The sequence below is a fragment of the Pontibacter actiniarum genome, assembly GCF_003585765.1.
In the GTDB taxonomy this organism is placed as follows: Bacteria; Bacteroidota; Bacteroidia; order Cytophagales; family Hymenobacteraceae; genus Pontibacter; species Pontibacter actiniarum.
The window spans coordinates 2,617,275-2,636,065 of record NZ_CP021235.1; the positions used below are offsets into that span (position 1 = coordinate 2,617,275).

An 18,791-nucleotide genomic window follows, 5' to 3' on the forward strand; every position below is an offset into this window, starting at 1 on the left:
TTGCGCCTGGTTTAGATGAATGCCATGGGCGTTTTGCCACCCGCTGCTTCTTACAGCGATAATATTAACTTTTTGTTATGCATAGAACAAAAATATGTTATATTTTCATACTTGAATATCTGTCTAAAGAAAACGACACTCTATGGTAAGCATAGCCGAAAGGCACCAGCAGATTATTGATAAACTGCAAAAAGAAGGAAAGATCAACGTGGCTGATTTGTGTGCAGAGCTAAATGTTTCCTCTGTCACTATTCGTAAAGACTTAAAGCTGCTGGAGGATAAGGGCTTGCTGTTCAGAACACACGGCGGCGCCACCCTGAACAACCCCTACACCATTGACCGCTCCGTCAATGAAAAGGAAAAGATACAGTCTTCTGAGAAGATGCAGATCGGTGCGAAGGCCGCAACGCTCCTGCAGCCGAACGACTCTATACTGATCGCTTCGGGCACTACCGTGCTGGCCCTGGCGAAGAACATACAGCCCTCCGGCAGCCTGACGGTTATTACCTCTGCGCTGAACGTTGCCCTGGAACTCCTGCGGCACCCCGAGATTGAGGTGCTCCAGCTCGGGGGACTGCTCCGCAAAAGCTCGTCCTCGGTAACCGGCCCCTACGCAGAAAGTATACTGGCTGACTTTTCCTTCAGCAAGCTGTTTTTGGGGGTAGACGGGATTGACCTGGAGTTCGGCCTCACAACCACCAATGTGATGGAGGCCCACCTCAACCGGCAGATGATCAAGGTATCGCAGAAAACGGTGGTCCTGGCCGACTCGACCAAGTTCGGGAAAAGGGGCTTCGGCAGAATCTGCGGTTTCGATGACATCGACCAGATTATCACCGACAAGGGTATTTCGGATTATGTGGTGAAGGCCCTGGAGGGCATGGGCATTAAGGTTACCATTGTGTAGCGGCCCCGCCCCTGCCACCTAAAAGCAGCAGGCCCCATACTTTGTTGTATGGGGCCTGCTGCTTTTTATACTTGGCTGCTGCTACTTCAGGTACTTTCCTTTTTGCAGCAGCTCGGCCCATTTCTGATAGCCCAGGTGGGTCAGGTGCAGGCCATCATGCGTGTAGGCCTCCACAAGGCGCCCCTCCCCGTCCGTAAACGCAGGGTACAGGTCAATAAGCGTCACGTTTTCGTCCGCGGCCAGCTGTTTCAGCGCCTCGTTTAGCCAGAACACATGCTCCTCCTTGTTGTAGTGTTTCTTAAACTTAGTGAAGGTGTTGTTCGTCGGCAGTATCGTCTGGATGTAAAGCTTTGTGGAGGGGCTTTCGGTTTTTACCCGCCGCACAATCTTCTTGTAATTCTGCAGAATCAGGCTGTCTGGTATGTTGCGGGAAATATCGTTTATCCCGATGAGCAAAAACACCTTTGCTGGCTTCCCTTCCGTCACTTCATCAAGGCGCTCCAGCACTCCGTAGGTGATATCCCCTGAGATGCCCCGGTTTCTGGCGTTCTTTAGCCCAAGTAACTCATTCCAGTTTGGGTGCGCCGTTATACTGTTGCCCAGGAACACGATGTCCTTGCGGGAGTTGGGGTACGCCCGGAACTGATCCACCTGCACCTGGTACGTAGACGGACGGTAGGTGCTGTCCCAGGCCGCCGCCTCCTGCGCGACGGCAGCTGAAGTGCCCCAAAGAACACACGCGAAGGCAAAGGCGCCCTTAACCAATCGGCTTAGTCGTTTCATTCGATTTGTTTCGTCTTGGTTGAACATGGCTTGCTACTGCTGCACCTGGGCAAACAGGTCCGGGTAGTCCGAAATAACACCGTCCACCCCCAGGGCTTTCATTTCGGCAATTCCCTCGGCCGTGTTCACCGTCCAGGGAATCACTTTTATCTGGCGGTCGTGGCACTGCCGCACCAGCTCCTTTGTGACCAGCTTTGCGTGGGGGCTGTACACATCCGGTGTAAAGCCCAGTTGCCGCAGGTTCTCCTCCACCGACTGCTCGTTGTTAATCAGCAGGGAAGTACGGATATGCGGCTGCTGCCGGTGCAGCTCCTGCAAAGCCCGCATGTCAAAAGACTGGATGATGACCCAGGGGGTGATTTTCTTCTGCTCCAGCACCTCTACCACCAGCTTTGCAAAAGTGGCCGGTTCTGGATGGAGCTCGTTGTCCTTCCCTTCTTTCGATTTGATCTCAATGTTATAGAAGACCTGCGGCAGGTTGTTGGCTTTCAGATAGGTTTGCACCGAGTCTATGAGCTCAGACAGCAGCGGGATGTGTGCTTCCATCTTCTGCTGGCGCGGGTACAGCGCGTACGGCTTGGAACCGGTATCGAACCGGCGCACATCGTCATAGTTCATCTGGTAGATGGCGTACTGCTTGCTTTCCTCTTTTGTGAAGTCCTCCCCGGCCGGCGTGCGCGCATACAGTGGGTTAAGGTGCGGGTCGTGCGTTACCACTACCTGCCGGTCCTTTGTCACATGGCAGTCCATTTCGATGGTCGTCACGCCCAGGTCAATGGCTTTTATCATGGCAGGCACCGTGTTCTCCGGCATCAGGCCGCGGCTGCCGCGGTGGCCCTCGGTGTCAAATGCGGGAAGCGGAGCGTTTTGCTTCGAAAGGCTTTCGCTGCTCTTGCAGCCTGCAAAAAGCGCTAAGCCGGCAAGGGCTATACTTAGTAGGTTTTTCATGTAAACGGGTATACTTATAGCAAAGGGTAATTTAAGAGTTTTCTACTTCAACGGATTGCTCATACTGGTTACCAAATCGATCCGTGGCCACCACTTTAAGCTTTTTCGTGCCCGGGGCAAGCGCCGCCCTAAAAAGGTGGTCTGTTTCGGTAGGCTCTGCAAAGCCGCGCTTCTCCGGCAGCCCCTTGCCTTTGTAAAGGGAAACCGCCAGCGGGTCAAAACCCTTTGTGCTTTCCAGCGCTCCCATAGAGGCACCGTCTGCCCACCACGCTACCTTCCACTCCGGATCCCAGTTCCAGACATTGGCCACCATATACTTCTGGCCTTCGCTGTCGTCTACTTGCACGCTTAGCTGGTGGTCTTTTTCAAAACCGGTGGATTTGTAGTACCAGGTCATGTCTGTTCCGTTAACCTCGTACACACCGTAGCCCCGCGGTGCACCGTCCCCGCAAACAGGGCCCGTCCACCAGGCTCCGCAGAGGGTGCCGTGCACGTGCTCGTACACATTGTCCTTCACCACGTTGCGGTTATAGTGCGTGTGGCCCGACATAATGTGCACTTTCCGGTCTCCCAGCAACTCATACAGCTCCTGGTTATTCTCCACGCCGTTGTGCACCGGTATATGCAGGCCTATAACCACCAGGTGCTCCTTCGGCACAAACGCCAGGTCCTTTCGCAGCCAGTTCAGCTGTTGCTCCGAAAGGGCTCCGTCATAGTGTCTGTCTGAACCCAGGTAACGCACGTCGTCCAGCACCACGTAGTGTACCTTGCCGCGGTTAAAAGAATAGTAGGTAGGCCCATAGAGGCTTTGGAAAGTAGCGTCCGACGCTTCGTCACCTCCCTTGTTGTAATCCATGTCATGGTTGCCCAGCGCCTGGAAGAACGGTATACCAGTGCTGGCTACTGCTTTGTCGTAACTGCTGAACAGCTCGTGCTTGTCCCACACGATGTCTCCCACCGTCATGCCGTGCACCAGCGCCCCTGCGCCGAAAGACTGCACCAACCGCTTCACATCGGGGGCCGCCGTTGTTTGCATCTCCTCCACGTCGTTTTTGTTTTTCACCTGTGGGTCTGCCCAAACAATAAACCTATGGCTGGTATCGTCCTGTTGCAGCGGCGTCAGCTCAAAGTGGTACTCTTGCTTTGTATCCGAAGAGTTGAAGGGCTGGTAGTGCCTGGCAATGCCGTTTTCGTTCGGGATGGCATAGCCTGCCGGAATAGAGACAAAAACAAACCTCGCCTGCGCATTGAACGGTATCTCATAGCGCCCTTTCCTGTCGGTTTGCACCACGCTAAAGCCATCCGACACAATGACGTTGGCAAGTTTCTTACCACGGGCCTTCACAGTTCCTCTTACCCTGGCCCCGGCTATGCCAGGAAAGCCCAGCGCCGTTTTGCTACTAAGTACAACACCGCCGGACAGCAGTAGGAAGCTCGCAATAAATTTTCTTCTTTTCATGATACAGCAACGGTTAGTATTTACAATCCTGGCAATGATTTCAGCTCCTCGAAAAAGGAAGTATACTGGCTATAAAGCGGGTGGTCCTTTAGCAGCAGAATAGTTTCGTTATTGTAGCGCAGCGCGTTCTGCGTAAAATTATGCGATCCTGTCTGCAGCAGCTTTGTTTGGCTCCCGTCCCAGACGCCCTCTATAAGTATAAATTTGGAGTGGATATTCACTTTCTGCCGGGAGGACTCCGTCATGTTAAGTACTTTTAGGAAGGCTCCTTTCGCCTCCAGCGCACGCAAACCGCTGAGGATGTCTTCGCTGATGCTGCTCTTCACCACCAGCTCCAGGTGCGCCCCCTGCTGCAAAAGCTCCTCCAGCTTAAGCACGATGTTCATGCGCGAGCTCACCCAGTCAGACATGCCGATGCGGACAGTAGCTGTGGCAGGCTGAGAGATCTGGTCCAGCAGCTCTATGATGGCGTCTTCTCCGTACGCCCCGCCGTTTCGCCGCTTCGGCAGGAAAAAGGCAGACACGCCGGCGGCAGGATCATGGAACTCCTGGTAGTTGTAGTCCTTCATCCCCTGCTGCGCGCCTTTTTTCATGTCCTGCCAATAGCTAAGGTAAGCCTGGTACAGGCCCTGGTGGGGTATAATTACCGCATCCTGCGCTTTACGGGTGCCGGCTAATGTAAAGTTGTGCGAGGTCTGGAAGACAACGTTCCTGGCTCCGCCAGCCGTAGTGGCCAGCTCTGAGAACAGCGCAAACTTGTTATGGTTAATGGCAATGCTGCCGGCGTCGCTTTCAACAACTACCAGTTCAGCGTTTTCCGATAGGTTTGTTTTCAGGTCGTCAATTGTCGCGGGGTTATAAGCCATGCTCTCTTCCCTGCTTAAGTCCAGCATGATGTGTAGCGCCACACCGCGTGCGTCCGCCCGCTTAAGGGCAGCTACCAGGGCCGGGTACTCAAACTGGAAGATGGAAATGTAGATAGCCGAGTTCCTGGGGCTTGCGTCCACCAGGGCTATTAAGCGGTCCATAATCTCTGTAGAAGACACTCCCCGCACCACTTTGGCAGGGTCAGTAAAGACCGCTTCGGGGAAGGAGGCTGTCACGGGCACAGCCTCTGCAACAGGGGGAGCAGGGGCTTCGTCGGAGCCGCCGCAGGAAACTAGCAGGGTAAAAAGGGCAAATAAACAGGAGGGTAACAAGTATCGCATCGCGTGTGTTTAGGTAAGGCTGCCCCAATAAGGCAGCCTTACATGTTTAAAACATAGGGCAACGCGCAGGGCTTGCCCTCAACCTTCACCTTAAACAGTTAAACCGTGGTGCCTACTCCTTCTGCCACCAAACCTTCACATTCATGTCGTCTCCGCCTATCTGCTGAACGGCGGCATCGTAGCTGGCCTTGTTGGTAGCCTGCACTATTACCGGGTACTCCAGGCGCACAGGCATCAGTCCGTTGTTCTGCAGCGCGCTTCCTTTAAAGAGCTCCGGCATTCCGGTGCGGCGGTACTCGTACCAGCTCTCAAAGCCCACAAAGAACAAGGCCACGTACTTCTGCTCCATAAGTTGCTCCATGGTGCCGTTGTAGGCAATATTCTCGTTCTGCAGGAACTCCTCTGTGGCCGTGGCACCCCACTGCTCTACAGAAGCGATGACAGCGTTGGTATAAAGCTCCTCTGCATCCGCGTTTATCCAGCCTTTCTGCGCTGCCTCCGCCAGGTTAAACAAAACCTCTGAGTAAGGCAGGATATAGGCAGGCTGTGTCGCCTTTTTGAGTACTTTATCATTGTAAGTAGAAGCTCCCAGCGCGTGCTGGTCGGTCACTATATTCTCCGGCTGGCCGCTTTCGATACCGACGTACGTACCGCCCACCTTGGTCGCGATAATCGCCCGGCGCGGGTCGTTGGCATCATTCAGTATGTTGATAAAGGTAGAGCCGTAGTCCCGGTTGCCGTTAAACTCAAAGGCGCGCCACTCCGAAAAAGGATTCACAAATGGTGCGGTCCCTGTGTAGTTGAAGGTGGCGGCGTCCTCATTGGAGGTGAACAGCGGGTACTTCTCCGGGTTGTTGTATATCTCACTGATAGCAGCCGGTGCATTCATCTCCTCCTTGCCCGACACGCGCATGAGCAGGCGAAGCCGGAGGGAGTTGCTGAACTTCTTCCACTTCATCATGTCGCCGTTATACAGAGGGTCGTTGGCGGCAAGCGGCTTCGAGAGGTCGATCAGTTCGTTGGCCTCCTTCAGGTCTGCCAGCAAATCCATGTAGATCTCTTTCTGAGAATCGAACTTAGGGTAGTAAACCCGCTCGTCTCCCTGAAAAGCCTCTGAGTAAGGCACGTCACCAAAGAGATCCGTTACGTTGGCCATAATCCAGGAGCGCACCACCAGGGCCACCGCCATGTTGTTCTTATCGTTCAGCTCGCTGGCCAGGTCATACATGTCGTTGGCGTTCGTGGCCCACCGGTACAGGTTTTTCCACAGGTAGTCAGGCTCGGTATCGCGGAAAACATAGCGGTGAAACTCATCGATCGTGTTCGTCTGCACCGTGTACTGCATCAACTCGTGGCTGATGCGGTGCGTGCGGCTCAACATCACGTTAGAAGCGTTTAGCAAGGCAGGTGCCAGCAAGGTGCCGGGCAGCACAGCCTCAAGTCGGTTGGGGTCCGCGTTGATCTCCTCAAAGTCGTCCTGGCAGGAGAACAGCATGCTGCAGGCAAGGCCGGCGGCGATGGTATATTTAGATAGTATAAATTTCATCTTTTCAGGGTTAGAATGAGAGCGTTAGATTTGTTCCGAAAGTGCGGGTAGAAGGCAGCTGGGCTGTCTCAAAGCCTGGCTCAATGCGGCCGTCGTTTAACGTGGCCACCTCCGGGTCAAACGAAGGGAAGTCTGTGAACAGGAGCAGGTTTCTGCCGTACACGCTCACCGTGGCATTCTGCAGGATGTTTGCTCTGAACCATCGCTTCGGCAACGCGAACTGCAAGCGTGCTTCCCGTAGCTTGATAAAGGACGTGTCAAAGGTGTTCATCTCCACGTTATCGCGCTGGTAAAGGGCGTTGTAGTAGAAGCTGATGTCTTTGGTCCGAACATCGTTAGGGCGGTAGCTTCCGTCAGCGTTTACCTGCACTCCCTCTCCGATCAGCCCGTCATAGCGGCCCGGTATCGTCTTCTTCAGCTTACCGCTGTAGGCGAGCATGGAGTGGGTAAGAGAGTATACTTTGCCGCCAAGCTGCCCGTCGAACAGGAAGCTGAAGCTCAGGTTTTTGTAGGTAAACTGGTTACCCCAGCTGGCTTTCCAGTCCGGAATGGAGGAACCCTGGTACTTCAGTTCGTTATCCAGAACAGGGTAGCCTGATTCATCATAGATCACCTGCCCGTCCGGCGTTCTGGCCAGACCCGCGCCATAAATGTCTCCGATGGTACCACCCACCGTGGCCTGCACATAGCCTCTTGGGCCCTGCGAAAGGATGATTGTCTCCACGCCCTCTGCCAGTTCCACCACCTCGTTCTTGTTCTTAGACCAGGTTGCGTACGTGTTCCATTTGAAGGCCGCATTGTCAACCGGGATGGCGTTAAACCCAATCTCCCATCCTGAGTTGTTGATCAGGCCGGCATTGAACATTCTGCTGTAGTAGCCGCTGGCAGGGTCCGTAGGCACGGCAATGATCTGGTTTTTGGTGTCGGAGTTGTAGTAGGTAACATCCAGCCCGATTCGGTTGCTGAAGAAGCGAACGTCCAGGCCAACCTCGCGGCTTGTAATCATCTCCGGCTTCAGGTCGAGGTTCGGCAGCACGGTCGGGTTGGTATAGCTACCCCCGATTTCGTTTGCTGAGTAGTAGCGCTGTGTCTGGAACGGATCTGTGTCGTTACCCACCTGAGCAATAGAGGCCCTCAGCTTTGCAAAGGACAGCGAGTTGAGCAGGCCGATGGAAGAGAAGTCGAACAACTCTGACAGCACAAAGCTGGTGTTAACAGAAGGATAGAAATAGGAGTTGTTACCGGAAGGCAGCGTGCTGGACCAGTCATTTCTGCCAGTTACGTCCACAAATATTTTGGAACCGTAGCTGAACTGCGCCAGCCCGTACAAGCTGTTCAGCTCTTTCTCATACCTTTTGTTGCTGATGTAAGGCCTGTCCTGGGAGTTAGCCAGCTTGTAAATGCCGGGGAAGTTCAGGCGCTCGGCAATGGCGGTGTTGTTCTTCCACTTCCGAGACATGTTGTTGCCACCCACGGTTAAAGAGAGGCCGATCTTATCGCCCAGCTTCTCGTCATACTTCAGCATGAAGTCGTTGTTGATCTCGGTAGTACCGGTCACCTGCTCTTTGTACCAGCCGTTAGGAGAGGCCACACTGCTTACCGCACGGCGTGAGGTTCTCAGTTCGTCGTCCATGTCCAGGCCGGAGCGTAGCATCAGGCTCAGCTTGTCGTTAAAGCTGTAGGTAACCGACAGGTTACCGAAGATACGCTTCTTGTCTACCGTGTTCAGGTTTTCATACAGGCTGAAGAAAGGGTTGTCGAGGTTGCCGTTCAGTTGGTTGTTCTGCACCAGGCCTTCCTCTCCCGGCTCCCAATAGTTGCGGTACCAGTCAACCGGAATGTTCGGGTGCGTCCAGATCATGGCGTACATAAACGACCTGCTGCTGTAGCCTGCCAGCGGCAGGTTATCGCTGTTCTTGTTATAGTAGTTGATCTTGGTGTTGATCTGGAACTTGTTCAGGTCGTGCGAAGACGACAGGGCAACACTGTTTCTGTTAAAACCTGTGTTAGGAATGATGTACTTGTTGCGAAGATCCGTGAACGACAGGCTGTAGCTGTTCTTCTCGTCGCCGCCTCTCAGGGATACCGAGTTCGTGAAGGTGGTACCGGTTCTGAAGAAGTCTTTGATGTAGTTCTCGTCTCCTACCCACGGCGTTCTCTCAGCGCCCACCTGGTTTGTAACAGGATCGTACTGGTAGTACAGCTGGCCATCAAACTTCGGCCCCCAGGTGTGCGTGCTGATGTTACTGGCGCCATCCTCTGTTTTTCCGTAGGAATAGTAATAGTGCTTTGCCTCAGAGCGCTGCCCCTGGCCGTACTCAGACTGGTAGTCTGGCCAGCGCAGCACGTCGTCAATCGCCGCGCTCGAAGACACGGTGATGCCCAGGCCCTTCTTTTTCTGACCCGACTTGGTTGTAATGACAATGGCACCGGCACCGGCCCTGGAACCGTAAAGAGCGGTTGCAGAGGCTCCCCGAAGCACCGAAACACTCTCAATGTCCTCCGGGTTAATGTCGCTCGCCCCGTTTCCGTAGTCTACAGAGGACTCGTCGCTCATATACCCCTGCCCGCTGTTGCCTTGCGCGCCGCCGTTAATTGGCACCCCGTCTACCACAATCAGCGCCTCGCCCTTGCTCATGTCCAGCGAGTTCTGGCCACGCAGCACAAGTCTGACAGAACCGCCCGGGCCAGCCCCGGCGGAGGTCATGTTTAAGCCGGGCACTTTACCGGCCAAGCCGTTCATCCAGTTGGTAGGGGCTGTTTTACTGATCTCATCCCCACTCACCTTTGTTAACGCATAGCCAAGCGACTTCTCCTCCCGCTTAATACCCAGCGCCGTTACCACTACCTCCGACAGCTGCTGGTTATCGGTCTCCAGCTGAACGGACAGGTTCGCCTCCGGCTGGTTAACGGTTACACTAGTCGGTCTGTAGCCGATGTAGGTAAAGGAAAGCTTGGCCCCTTTTTCCACGTCCAGCTTGAAATGGCCCTCCAGGTTAGTTACGCCCACAGGCTTTCCGTTTGCGGCAATGGACACACCGGGCAGCGGGCTACCGTCTTCACTATCCACCACACGGCCTTCAACGGCTATTTTCTCGGCCTGCACCGCCTGCTCCAGTACAAAGGCCTCCTCCGGGCCAGCCATCAGCGACGGGCCGGTAAGACAGAGGCACAGGGAGAGCAGCGCTGCTCTGCTAAGGGGGTGCCTGCCCTTTAGGGAAAGAGGTAAATGTTTTTTCATACGGCTAGATTTAGAGCTTTAATTAGTTGGTTTTATTTAGGTTGGTTTGTGTCACTTCTTTGTTCCAGGTAAGGGCCGTAAAGAAGATGGCAAGTATACAGGCAGCCACCAGCACGATGAAACCACCGTCCCAGCCCCACGCATCAACTACAAAGCCCATGGCGATATTGGCAAAGAGGGCTCCCCCCATGTAGCCGAACAGGCCTGTAAGACCTGCGGCTGTTCCGGCTGCCTTTTTTGGCACAAGGTCAAGCGCTTGCACCCCTATCAGCATCACAGGCCCGTAAATCAGGAACCCTATGGCAATCAGCGCGGCGTTATCCACCCAGATGTTTCCGGCAGGGTTCTTCCAGTAAACCAGTACCGCAAGAAGCACAAGCACCATGTAGATAATTGTGGCAGGGGCACGTCGGCCGCCAAACACTTTATCGCTGATCCATCCGCAGAGCAGCGTGCCGGGTATGCCCGCGTACTCATAGGCAAAGTAGGCCCAGCCCGTCTCCTTCACCGAGAAGCCCTTCGCCTCCTCCAGGTAAGTGGGAGCCCAGTCCAGGATGCCGTAGCGAACCAGGTAAACAAAAGCGTTGGCAAAAGCGATGTACCACAGCACGCGGCTCGTAAGCACGTAGTCGAACAGGATTTGCCTGGCCGACAGCTCTTTTTCGTGATCCGTGGTGTAGTTCTTCGGATAGTCGTTTTTATACTCCTCTATGGTCGGCAACCCGCACGACTGCGGTGTGTCCCGGACCAGCATATAGGCAATCATGGCAGAAAGCAGCGCGATAATGCCGGGAAAGTACAGCTTGCTTTCCCAGGTACCGAACAGGGCCACAGCCGCAATGGCCAGCGGGCCAACAAGGCCGCCCCCCACGTTGTGGGCGATGTTCCAGACAGACATCTTCGTTCCCCGTTCCTTGGTTGAGAACCAGTGCACCATTACCCTGCCACAAGGCGGCCAGCCCATCCCCTGGAACCAGCCGTTCAGGAACAGTAGCGTAAACATGATGGCGATAGAGCTGGTGGCAACCGGCACAACGCCCATAACGATCATGGTAAGCGCCGACAGCACAAGCCCCACACTCAGAAACACCCTTGCGTTGCTCCTGTCGGACAAGTTGCCCATCAGAAACTTGCTCAGTCCATAGGCGACAGACACCCCTGAAAGTGCAATACCCAGGTCAGCCTTAGAGTAGCCTTGCTCAATCAGGTCCGGCATTACGAGCGAGAAGTTCTTGCGCACTAGGTAATAGCCGGCATAACCGATGAAAATGCCCAAAAATACCTGGAAGCGCAGGCGCTTATACTCAGGGTCAATCCGCTCTAGCGGGAGCCGGTCGGCATGGCGTGCAGGTGAAATAATGTTCATAAGCGGCTGTACAGATAATAAGTGGTAAAAAAGTCGATCGTTCTTTTCTTCTATTTTGAAAGTGATGAATCACTTTCCTTGTAAAACACATGTTGGCCTGCGTGCGCACCTCAGCACGCGTACTGGCTATGTTAGCACCCCTGACCTTCTGCCGGGCAGCAGGCGCTCAGGAGCGCGTCACGCTCCTGTAAAAATCATACATTCAGGGCCAGGTAGAGCAAAGCGGCAACGCCTGCCCCCATCAGCGGCCCCGCCACCGGCACCCAGGCATAGCCCCAGTCACTGTGGCACTTGTTTTTGATCGGCATCAGCGCATGGATCACCCTGGGGCCAAGGTCCCGGGCAGGGTTAATGGCATAACCGGTGGTACCTCCAAGCGACAAACCAATCGCCCAAACCAGAAAAGCCACCGGTATAGCCCCCAAAGACCCCATACCGATAGGTGTCTTCTGCTCTCCCAGCTCCGGGTTTGTAAAGTAAAAGATGACGAAGATGAGCACGAAGGTGCCCAGTGCTTCGCTAAATATATTGGAGAAGCGGTGCCTGATGGCAGGCCCCGTGCAAAAGACAGCCAACTGGCTGAAAGCATCTTCTGTAGCATCGAAATGTGGGCGGTAGAGCAGCCAGACCAGGAAAGCCCCCAGCATAGCTCCTAACAACTGCGCCAAAACGTAGCCCCCCACCAGGTGCCAGCCAAACTTGCCGGCAAGTGCCAGCGCAAGCGTCACAGCTGGGTTCAGGTGGGCTCCACTGTAGGGCCCGGCAATCACGACCCCGGTAAACACAGACAGCGCCCAGCCGGTAGTAATCACGATCCATCCGCTGTTGTTTCCTTTTGTGCCTTTCAGGACCACATTGGCGACAACACCGTTGCCTAGCAAAATCAAAAGCATGGTGCCTATAAGCTCCGCTGTAAATGCTGTCATTTTCGTTGCTGTTGCTTTGGTTCTTGAAGATTACACCCAGGCCTTTGCTGCTTTCACTGCCCGCTCCCAACCGTTTAACAGGCTCTCGACTGGCAGGCTGCCGTCCGGTTCGTAACACCTGCTCACACTCCACTGCTGCTGAATGTCCTCGACACTGGTCCAGAAGCCGGTGGCCAGCCCCGCCAGGTAAGCCGCCCCGATAGCCGTTACCTCTGTTACCTCTGGCTTCACCACACGGGCAGCCAGGATATCGGCCTGAAACTGCATGAGCAGGTCGTTTGCCGTTGCGCCGCCATCTACCCGCAGTTCTTTGATGGTAATGCCTGCGTCGGCCTCCATGGCTTTCAGCACTTCATAGGTCTGGTAGGCAATGCTTTCCAGCGCAGCCCTGGCAATGTGGGCCGCAGTCGTTCCGCGGGTCATCCCGACCATGGTGCCACGTGCATGCTGGTCCCAGTGCGGGGCGCCCAGGCCTACAAAGGCAGGCACTAAGTACACGCCGTCGCTGCCGGTGGCCTTTTTCGCCAGCTGCTCCACCTCCTCAGAGGAGGAAATAACACCAAGGCCATCACGCAGCCACTGCACGACCGCACCCGCGATAAAGATGCTTCCCTCTAAGGCATAATGCACCTGGTCTCCGATTTTCCAGGCAACGGTGGTTACCAGCCTGTGGCTGGAAATGATAGGGGTCTCCCCTATGTTCATCAGCATAAAGCACCCCGTGCCGTATGTATTTTTAACCATGCCCGGCTTAGTGCACATTTGCCCGAAAAGCGCGGCTTGCTGGTCTCCGGCAATACCGGCAATAGGAATCTGAGTGGAGAAAAGGGAGCCCGATGTATGGCCGACCACCTCACTGGAAGCCTTTACCTCGGGTAGCATGCTGGCGGGGATGTTAAAGAGCTGCAGAAGCTCGCTGTCCCATGTTAGGGAGTGAATGTTGTAAAGCAGGGTGCGGGAGGCGTTGGTCACGTCGGTTACGTGCTTTTTACCGTCCGTCATCTTCCAGATGAGCCAGGTATCCACCGTACCGAAAAGTAACTGGCCGGCTTCGGCCCTTGCTCGGGCGCCTGGTACGTTATCGAGTATCCAGCTGATTTTAGTGGCAGAGAAATAGGCGTCGATCACCAAGCCTGTCTTCTCCCTGATAACGCCCTCGTAGCCGTCCGCCTTCAGTTGGTCGCAGTGCCCGGAGGTTCTGCGGTCTTGCCAGACAATGGCGTTGTAGACCACCTCTCCCGTTCGCCGGTCCCACACCAGCGTTGTTTCGCGCTGGTTGGTAATCCCGATTGCCTGTATATCCTTTGCCTGAAGCCCCGCCTGAAGTATCGCCTCAGCCGCCACCCCCACCTGGGTAGACCAGATTTCGTTGGGGTTGTGCTCTACCCAACCCGGCTGGGGGTAGTGCTGCGAAAACTCTTTCTGGGCAACTGAAACAGGGCTCCCTCCCTTGTCAAATATGATAGCGCGGGAGCTAGTAGTACCCTGGTCAAAGGCGAGTATATACTTCTGCATAGATGCTATGTTAAATTAAATCTGATCAACCGCTGCAGGTGTTGCTTTACTGTAGGGCTCTAACAGGTACTGCCCCGCAAGCTGGGTAAAGACGCGCACCTGGTCCTGTTGCCATGCTGCATCATGCCCCAGCTCCGTTGCCATGAGCTCAGCCACCTGCGGCGCCATGTCAATGGCCGCCTTCGCATCTAGAAACAGGACCCGCAGCCTCCGGGCCAGCACATCCTCCACTGTTCTGGCCATCTCATGGCGCGCTGCCCAAACCACCTCCGCCTGTATGTGCGAAAACTTTTTGTGCAAGGGCCTGCCCAGGCCCGGCTGCTGCTGCACGAGCTCTTCCACTCCCCTGGCGTCTGCGCCATAGATGCTAAGGGGTTTCAATATATTACTTTTTTCATTTATAGCCCCATGTATTTGTAAGCCTTCGGTATTGCATGGTCTGAAAGGCAAGCCTGCGAGGGCAATGGCCTTATCTACAGTATCCTCTGCCATTTTGCGGTAAGTGGTCCATTTACCGCCTGTTATGGTAATTAAGCCGGATGCGGCCACGATAAGTTTATGGCTTCTGGAAATCTCTTTCGTACTGCCAGAATTTTTTGTTGGGGCCGCTAAGGGGCGCAGCCCGGCAAACACGCTTAACACATCCTGCCGTGTCGGTTTTTGCTCCAGGTACTGCCCGGCCGTCTGCAGGATAAAGTCAATTTCCTGCTCCAGCGCCCTTGGCTCCAGGCTATGCTCATCCAGTGGTGTATCTGTTGTTCCTAACAGCACGTGCCCATGCCATGGCACAGCGAACAACACGCGTCCGTCCGGAGTCTTTGGAAGCATCAGCGCATTATCCCCCTTCAGAAAGGAGCGGTCTATGACCACGTGCACTCCCTGGCTCGGCCTTACCAGCGGCTGCTGCTTAGGGGCATCCATCTGCAACACTTCGTTCACAAACACACCGGTTGCGTTTACCACCACCTTTGCCTTCAGCTCATAAGCCTCTCCGCTTTCCACATCGTGCACCTGAACGCCGGCCACTTTCCCGCTTCCGTCCTTCAGCAGGCCATCGACTTTCATATAGTTAAGCGCCACTCCACCCTGCTCCACACAGGTCTGCGCCAGGTTTACAGCCAGCCTGGCGTCGTCAAACTGCCCGTCATAATACATAATTCCCCCGGCAAGGCCTTCTTTTCTCACGTTTGGCAAGAGCCGCGTAACGGCCGCTTTGCTCAGGAAAGAGGTTTTCTCCAAGCGGTAGCGCCCCGCCATCCAATCATACACGTTGAGCCCTATGCCGTAGAACATCTTGTTCCACCAACTGTAGCTAGGAATAACGAAGGGCTGCCTGTGCACCAGGTGCGGTGCGTTCTGAATCAGCAGCCCCCTTTCGCGCAAGGCTTCGAAAACCAGGCTTACATCACCCTGTGCCAGGTAGCGCACACCGCCATGCACCAGCTTTGTACTCCTGCTGGAGGTTCCTTTTGCAAAGTCAGACTGCTCCAGGAGCAGCGTCCGAAAGCCTCTCGACGCAGCGTCGACACCTACTCCCAATCCGGTAGCCCCCCCTCCTATTACTATGACATCCCACACCTGCCCCTCCAGTGCCAACTCCTGCTTTAGCGCAGCACGGTTAAAGGCAGACGCGGTATAGTTCTTTTTATTTCCATCCACTTGTCAGATACTTATCTTTAATTACTTATTGTTTCGATATTTAAATGTAAACGAAACAAAATAAAAATCAAACAAAAAAGCATATTTTTTATTTAATAGGATGTTACCTCAATTCAAGCACATAGCCAACCAACAAGCATCTTCCTGAACGCACCCATGCAAAGAGAAACAAACCGAAATATTGTTAGAAGGGTATACAATCAGCGTAAGATAAGAAAGCCAAGTTAGGAAAAGGCCCTCTAGGAGACAGTGCGGCGGGCTTTGTGAACAAGTTACTCTTTAGCCGTGCGCTGATGGGCAATGTATATAGATCGAAGCAGGAGGCAAAGCTACTGCTTCCTGCTTTAGCCTCTCGGCCATGCTTTATGATACCACGCTTATACTTGGGGAGGGAGTTCCGGTTCGCCCGCTCTCTCCTACCCGGGTGTTGGTCCGAAACGCCAACAGCAGGGCAATCAAGTACAAAGGTGTAGGGGATATTGAGTTGAAGCAGAAGGGTGTGGGCAACGTGGAGGTAAAGGATGTTGGAGATTTAGAACAGAAAAGCCAGAGTAGTGGTGGCTCTGGCTTTAGTTGGTATGACGGTAGGTAGCTGTTCTGATTATTTGTAAACAATGACCTGAACAGCTATAGGTTGTGTGTGTTAAATTTTAGTTACAGTATTCCATTAATCCGCTCTTAGAAATTAATAAGCGGTTAAGCCTCCCTTTCGAATAATCGTACCGTAAACTTTTCTTCGCTAAAATAAGCCTACTTCCTACAGGAGAGTTAAGAGCAATTAGATTAGCGTTTTTATGCACCATCAACAACTCAAACTTTGAATCTTTCAGTTCATAAGGCTGATATTGTATGTACTGCCCTTTCTCAACTTTAGTATTACATGCAATATTTTCTATGTCAGTTCTGACACTTACATGACTTGGTCTAAACCCTTCAGTTTCCACTGGCAGTTTGCAAATTAAAATGTGCTTTTCAGGGTCAAAGGTACCTTCTGGCAGTCCAAAAAACTCATCTGCATCAAAAGAGTTGCTATCAACCAACACCTCAAAAGAAGCTTCATTAGATAATATAGCATTGGAATTATAAGCACCAAACACTCTAACTATCACCCAAACAACTGCTATTATTCCAATGGCTATGCCTAAAATTGTTTTCATTGTAGCTTGTTTATTTTTGGGTAAAGTCTGTCCATTTAAACACTCAAAATAGGGAGGCGAACTGAAATGCGCTAATGAATATACTGTATATTTTAATTAAATATTTCCACTCTAAAATAGAAAGCCCGCCAGCAGCAGAGTGTAGGGAATGCGGGGGTGGGAAGGGATGATGGAAGTGTAGAAAGCAAAAAAGCCAGAGCTAGTGATGGGCTCTGGCTTTTAACGCGAGGTGCATTTCTGACGATACTGTTCATCGTTACACACCGTGGCAGTTCTGCTATCCTTTCCAGTAGGTCATATCCCTTCTAAACAGCGACTTCAGGTCTCGTTTCTTCTTGCCGTTCTTTTTATGAGTTACCTCATAAGCCCGCTGCTCAACCCAGTTGCCCTGGCTGTCATACTTATACTCGTACTCTTTATAGTGGATGCTTCCATTAGACCATCTGCTCTGTGAGGAAATCACATCTCCGTACGCGTTATACTTTGAAGTGCTGGGGTAACTGAATTTGTGGGCGTCCTTAAAGCTAATCATCATGGTATCAATAGACATAACTTCTCCTTTACTGTTCGCGACACTCACAAGAGCCATATTTTCATGCGGCACATACGAGCCAAGTTCTACTCCGATTAGATTCCCCGGTGGCTCATACAGCCTGAACTCTGTTGGTAAACCTATAGCGTTGTTCTTTAAGTGTACTTCCTTAACAACGGTTCCTTCCTGGTTATAGTAGGCAATTTTAAGTAAATGCCCGAGGGTATCGTACTCATAAGTAGTGCGGACTTTATTAGAGGGAAATCTTACATTGAGCTGATTCAGACTCTTCTCTAGTACAACTCTTCTAACTTTATCGTGCTTGAAGGTGGCGATTGAAACTACTTGTTTTCTCTCATCCAGAACCTGTAGCGAAGTAGGCAAGCCCAAGCTATCATACTCTGTGATGTCTTGTTTTATTTCAACCCCGTTAGAGTTGTAGAACGTTCTAACCTCCACTATTTGTTTTGGCACACCACTGTGCACAGTTGTTTCTTCATTCAAATGAAGAACTGAAAATAAGCTTTGTGCTCTTAAACTGAACACTGTGCATAGCACAATCAAGGCTGTAAGTGATGTTTTCACGCAGTTAATGATATTCTTCAGGTTACGTTGGAGTTACTCTTCAAACTGTATCGGTTCTCTAAGCCATCTGTAGTTAATAAAGGTGATTATAGAAGTTACCACACAAAATACAACCTGCCCTCCTAGGCCAACAACCATTTCGAATTTACGAGTACCTATAGAATACCAGATCATGATGATAAACAGCACCAGGTTAGCTAGCCATGCAACTAAAAATGTGTTTTTTGTATGGGTATAAAGGCTCAATGTACTTTCAACATCTACACTTTCAAAGATGTAGTAGAGAATCAGGTTAATAAACGTCCCAAAAGCCGAACCTAGAAACGATAGAAACAAAATTGTGTAAATGTACAACAGTATATACATAGGCTGGTGATGCCTTTATTCTAGGGCAATGGCTTTAAGAAAATGATCTAATAGGTCTGTTAAAAGGCGCCACAGTAACTTCAGGTATGATTAGATGGCATTTTCCTCTCTTTTCTAACTCTTGTCATCACAATTATTCCAAATGAAACTAAGTTAGCTAAGTTATAAGATGTACCTAGTGCTCCGCCAAGTAAAAATGAACTAAATCCCCAGATCAAAAATGAAAAACCACAAATTAAGTAGACGATAACCCTTGCTTCAGACTGCTTCTTTCCCCAGATCAAAGCTAGTAGTAAAGAGATGAGGGCCAAAGCCCAAATTAGGTACACGAACAGCTCTGCTAAAAAACTAATTGCTTTTACACCACCTTCGGCATAGCTACCTAGTGGAAACAAAAGAAACACTAACAGCCAAAGCAGCCGTTTATGGCTAGTTAAGAGCTTGTTTATCTTCTTTTTTGGGTATAGATTTCACGAATGGACTTGGCTGTATAGCGGCGTAGCCAACTTAGAGATGTAGTTATAAGATTTTACTTTTCCTTCGACTTGTGTAGAAGATCACATATAAAGCCGAAAAGACCAAGGAAAACACTA

The 18,791-nt window shown here is 52.3% G+C and carries 14 protein-coding genes; 2 read left to right on the top strand and 12 right to left on the bottom strand.

Going from position 1 to position 18,791, the window contains the following annotated elements:
* Positions 1-142: 142 nt before the first annotated feature.
* The gene (gene agaR / locus CA264_RS11355; RefSeq protein ID WP_025607237.1) at positions 143-907 is read left to right on the top strand and encodes a transcriptional repressor AgaR; all 765 of its coding nucleotides are present in this window, start codon (positions 143-145) and stop codon (positions 905-907) included.
* 81 nt (positions 908-988) lie between these two features.
* Here the strand turns inward: agaR and CA264_RS11360 are convergent, their stop codons facing one another.
* From CA264_RS11360 to CA264_RS11405, 10 genes are all read right to left on the bottom strand, one after another.
* Positions 989-1,690: a GDSL-type esterase/lipase family protein gene (locus tag CA264_RS11360; protein ID WP_025607239.1), complete on the bottom strand. Its 702-nt coding sequence runs from the start codon at positions 1,688-1,690 to the stop codon at positions 989-991.
* Positions 1,691-1,723: 33 nt separating this feature from the next.
* Positions 1,724-2,638 carry a glycerophosphodiester phosphodiesterase family protein gene (locus CA264_RS11365; RefSeq protein ID WP_025607240.1) on the bottom strand — a complete coding sequence of 305 codons (915 nt, stop codon included), beginning with the start codon at positions 2,636-2,638 and terminating at the stop codon, positions 1,724-1,726.
* A gap of 31 nt (positions 2,639-2,669) precedes the next feature.
* Entirely contained in the window at positions 2,670-4,097 is a 1,428-nt protein-coding gene (locus CA264_RS11370; protein ID WP_025607241.1) for a calcineurin-like phosphoesterase C-terminal domain-containing protein, read from the bottom strand.
* Positions 4,098-4,117: 20 nt separating this feature from the next.
* On the bottom strand, positions 4,118-5,305 hold the full coding sequence (locus CA264_RS11375) for a phospholipase D-like domain-containing protein (RefSeq protein ID WP_084196208.1): 1,188 nt from the start codon (positions 5,303-5,305) through the stop codon (positions 4,118-4,120).
* Between the two features lie 112 nt (positions 5,306-5,417).
* Positions 5,418-6,851, bottom strand: coding sequence for a SusD/RagB family nutrient-binding outer membrane lipoprotein (locus tag CA264_RS11380; protein ID WP_025607245.1), 1,434 nt, complete (start codon positions 6,849-6,851; stop codon positions 5,418-5,420).
* Positions 6,852-6,861: 10 nt separating this feature from the next.
* The gene (locus CA264_RS11385; protein WP_071784589.1) at positions 6,862-10,092 is read right to left on the bottom strand and encodes a SusC/RagA family TonB-linked outer membrane protein; all 3,231 of its coding nucleotides are present in this window, start codon (positions 10,090-10,092) and stop codon (positions 6,862-6,864) included.
* A 22-nt stretch (positions 10,093-10,114) separates the two neighbouring features.
* Positions 10,115-11,458, bottom strand: a complete 1,344-nt coding sequence (gene glpT / locus CA264_RS11390; protein ID WP_025607249.1) for a glycerol-3-phosphate transporter — start codon at positions 11,456-11,458, stop codon at positions 10,115-10,117.
* Positions 11,459-11,652: 194 nt separating this feature from the next.
* A complete protein-coding gene (locus CA264_RS11395) occupies positions 11,653-12,384 on the bottom strand; it encodes an MIP/aquaporin family protein (protein ID WP_025607251.1) in 732 nt (243 codons plus the stop codon).
* 30 nt (positions 12,385-12,414) lie between these two features.
* On the bottom strand, positions 12,415-13,899 hold the full coding sequence (gene glpK / locus CA264_RS11400) for a glycerol kinase GlpK (RefSeq protein WP_025607253.1): 1,485 nt from the start codon (positions 13,897-13,899) through the stop codon (positions 12,415-12,417).
* 15 nt (positions 13,900-13,914) lie between these two features.
* The gene (locus CA264_RS11405; RefSeq protein WP_025607255.1) at positions 13,915-15,558 is read right to left on the bottom strand and encodes a glycerol-3-phosphate dehydrogenase/oxidase; all 1,644 of its coding nucleotides are present in this window, start codon (positions 15,556-15,558) and stop codon (positions 13,915-13,917) included.
* Between the two features lie 358 nt (positions 15,559-15,916).
* Between CA264_RS11405 and CA264_RS11410 the strand changes: the two genes are divergently transcribed.
* On the top strand, positions 15,917-16,150 hold the full coding sequence (locus CA264_RS11410; protein WP_025607256.1) for a hypothetical protein: 234 nt from the start codon (positions 15,917-15,919) through the stop codon (positions 16,148-16,150).
* Positions 16,151-16,208: 58 nt separating this feature from the next.
* Here the strand turns inward: CA264_RS11410 and CA264_RS11415 are convergent, their stop codons facing one another.
* Both CA264_RS11415 and CA264_RS11420 read right to left on the bottom strand, forming a co-directional pair.
* Positions 16,209-16,715: a hypothetical protein gene (locus CA264_RS11415; RefSeq protein WP_025607258.1), complete on the bottom strand. Its 507-nt coding sequence runs from the start codon at positions 16,713-16,715 to the stop codon at positions 16,209-16,211.
* A 277-nt stretch (positions 16,716-16,992) separates the two neighbouring features.
* Complete coding sequence (locus CA264_RS11420) at positions 16,993-17,832, bottom strand: hypothetical protein (RefSeq protein ID WP_162912079.1); 840 nt, start codon at positions 17,830-17,832, stop codon at positions 16,993-16,995.
* Positions 17,833-18,791: the final 959 nt, after the last annotated feature.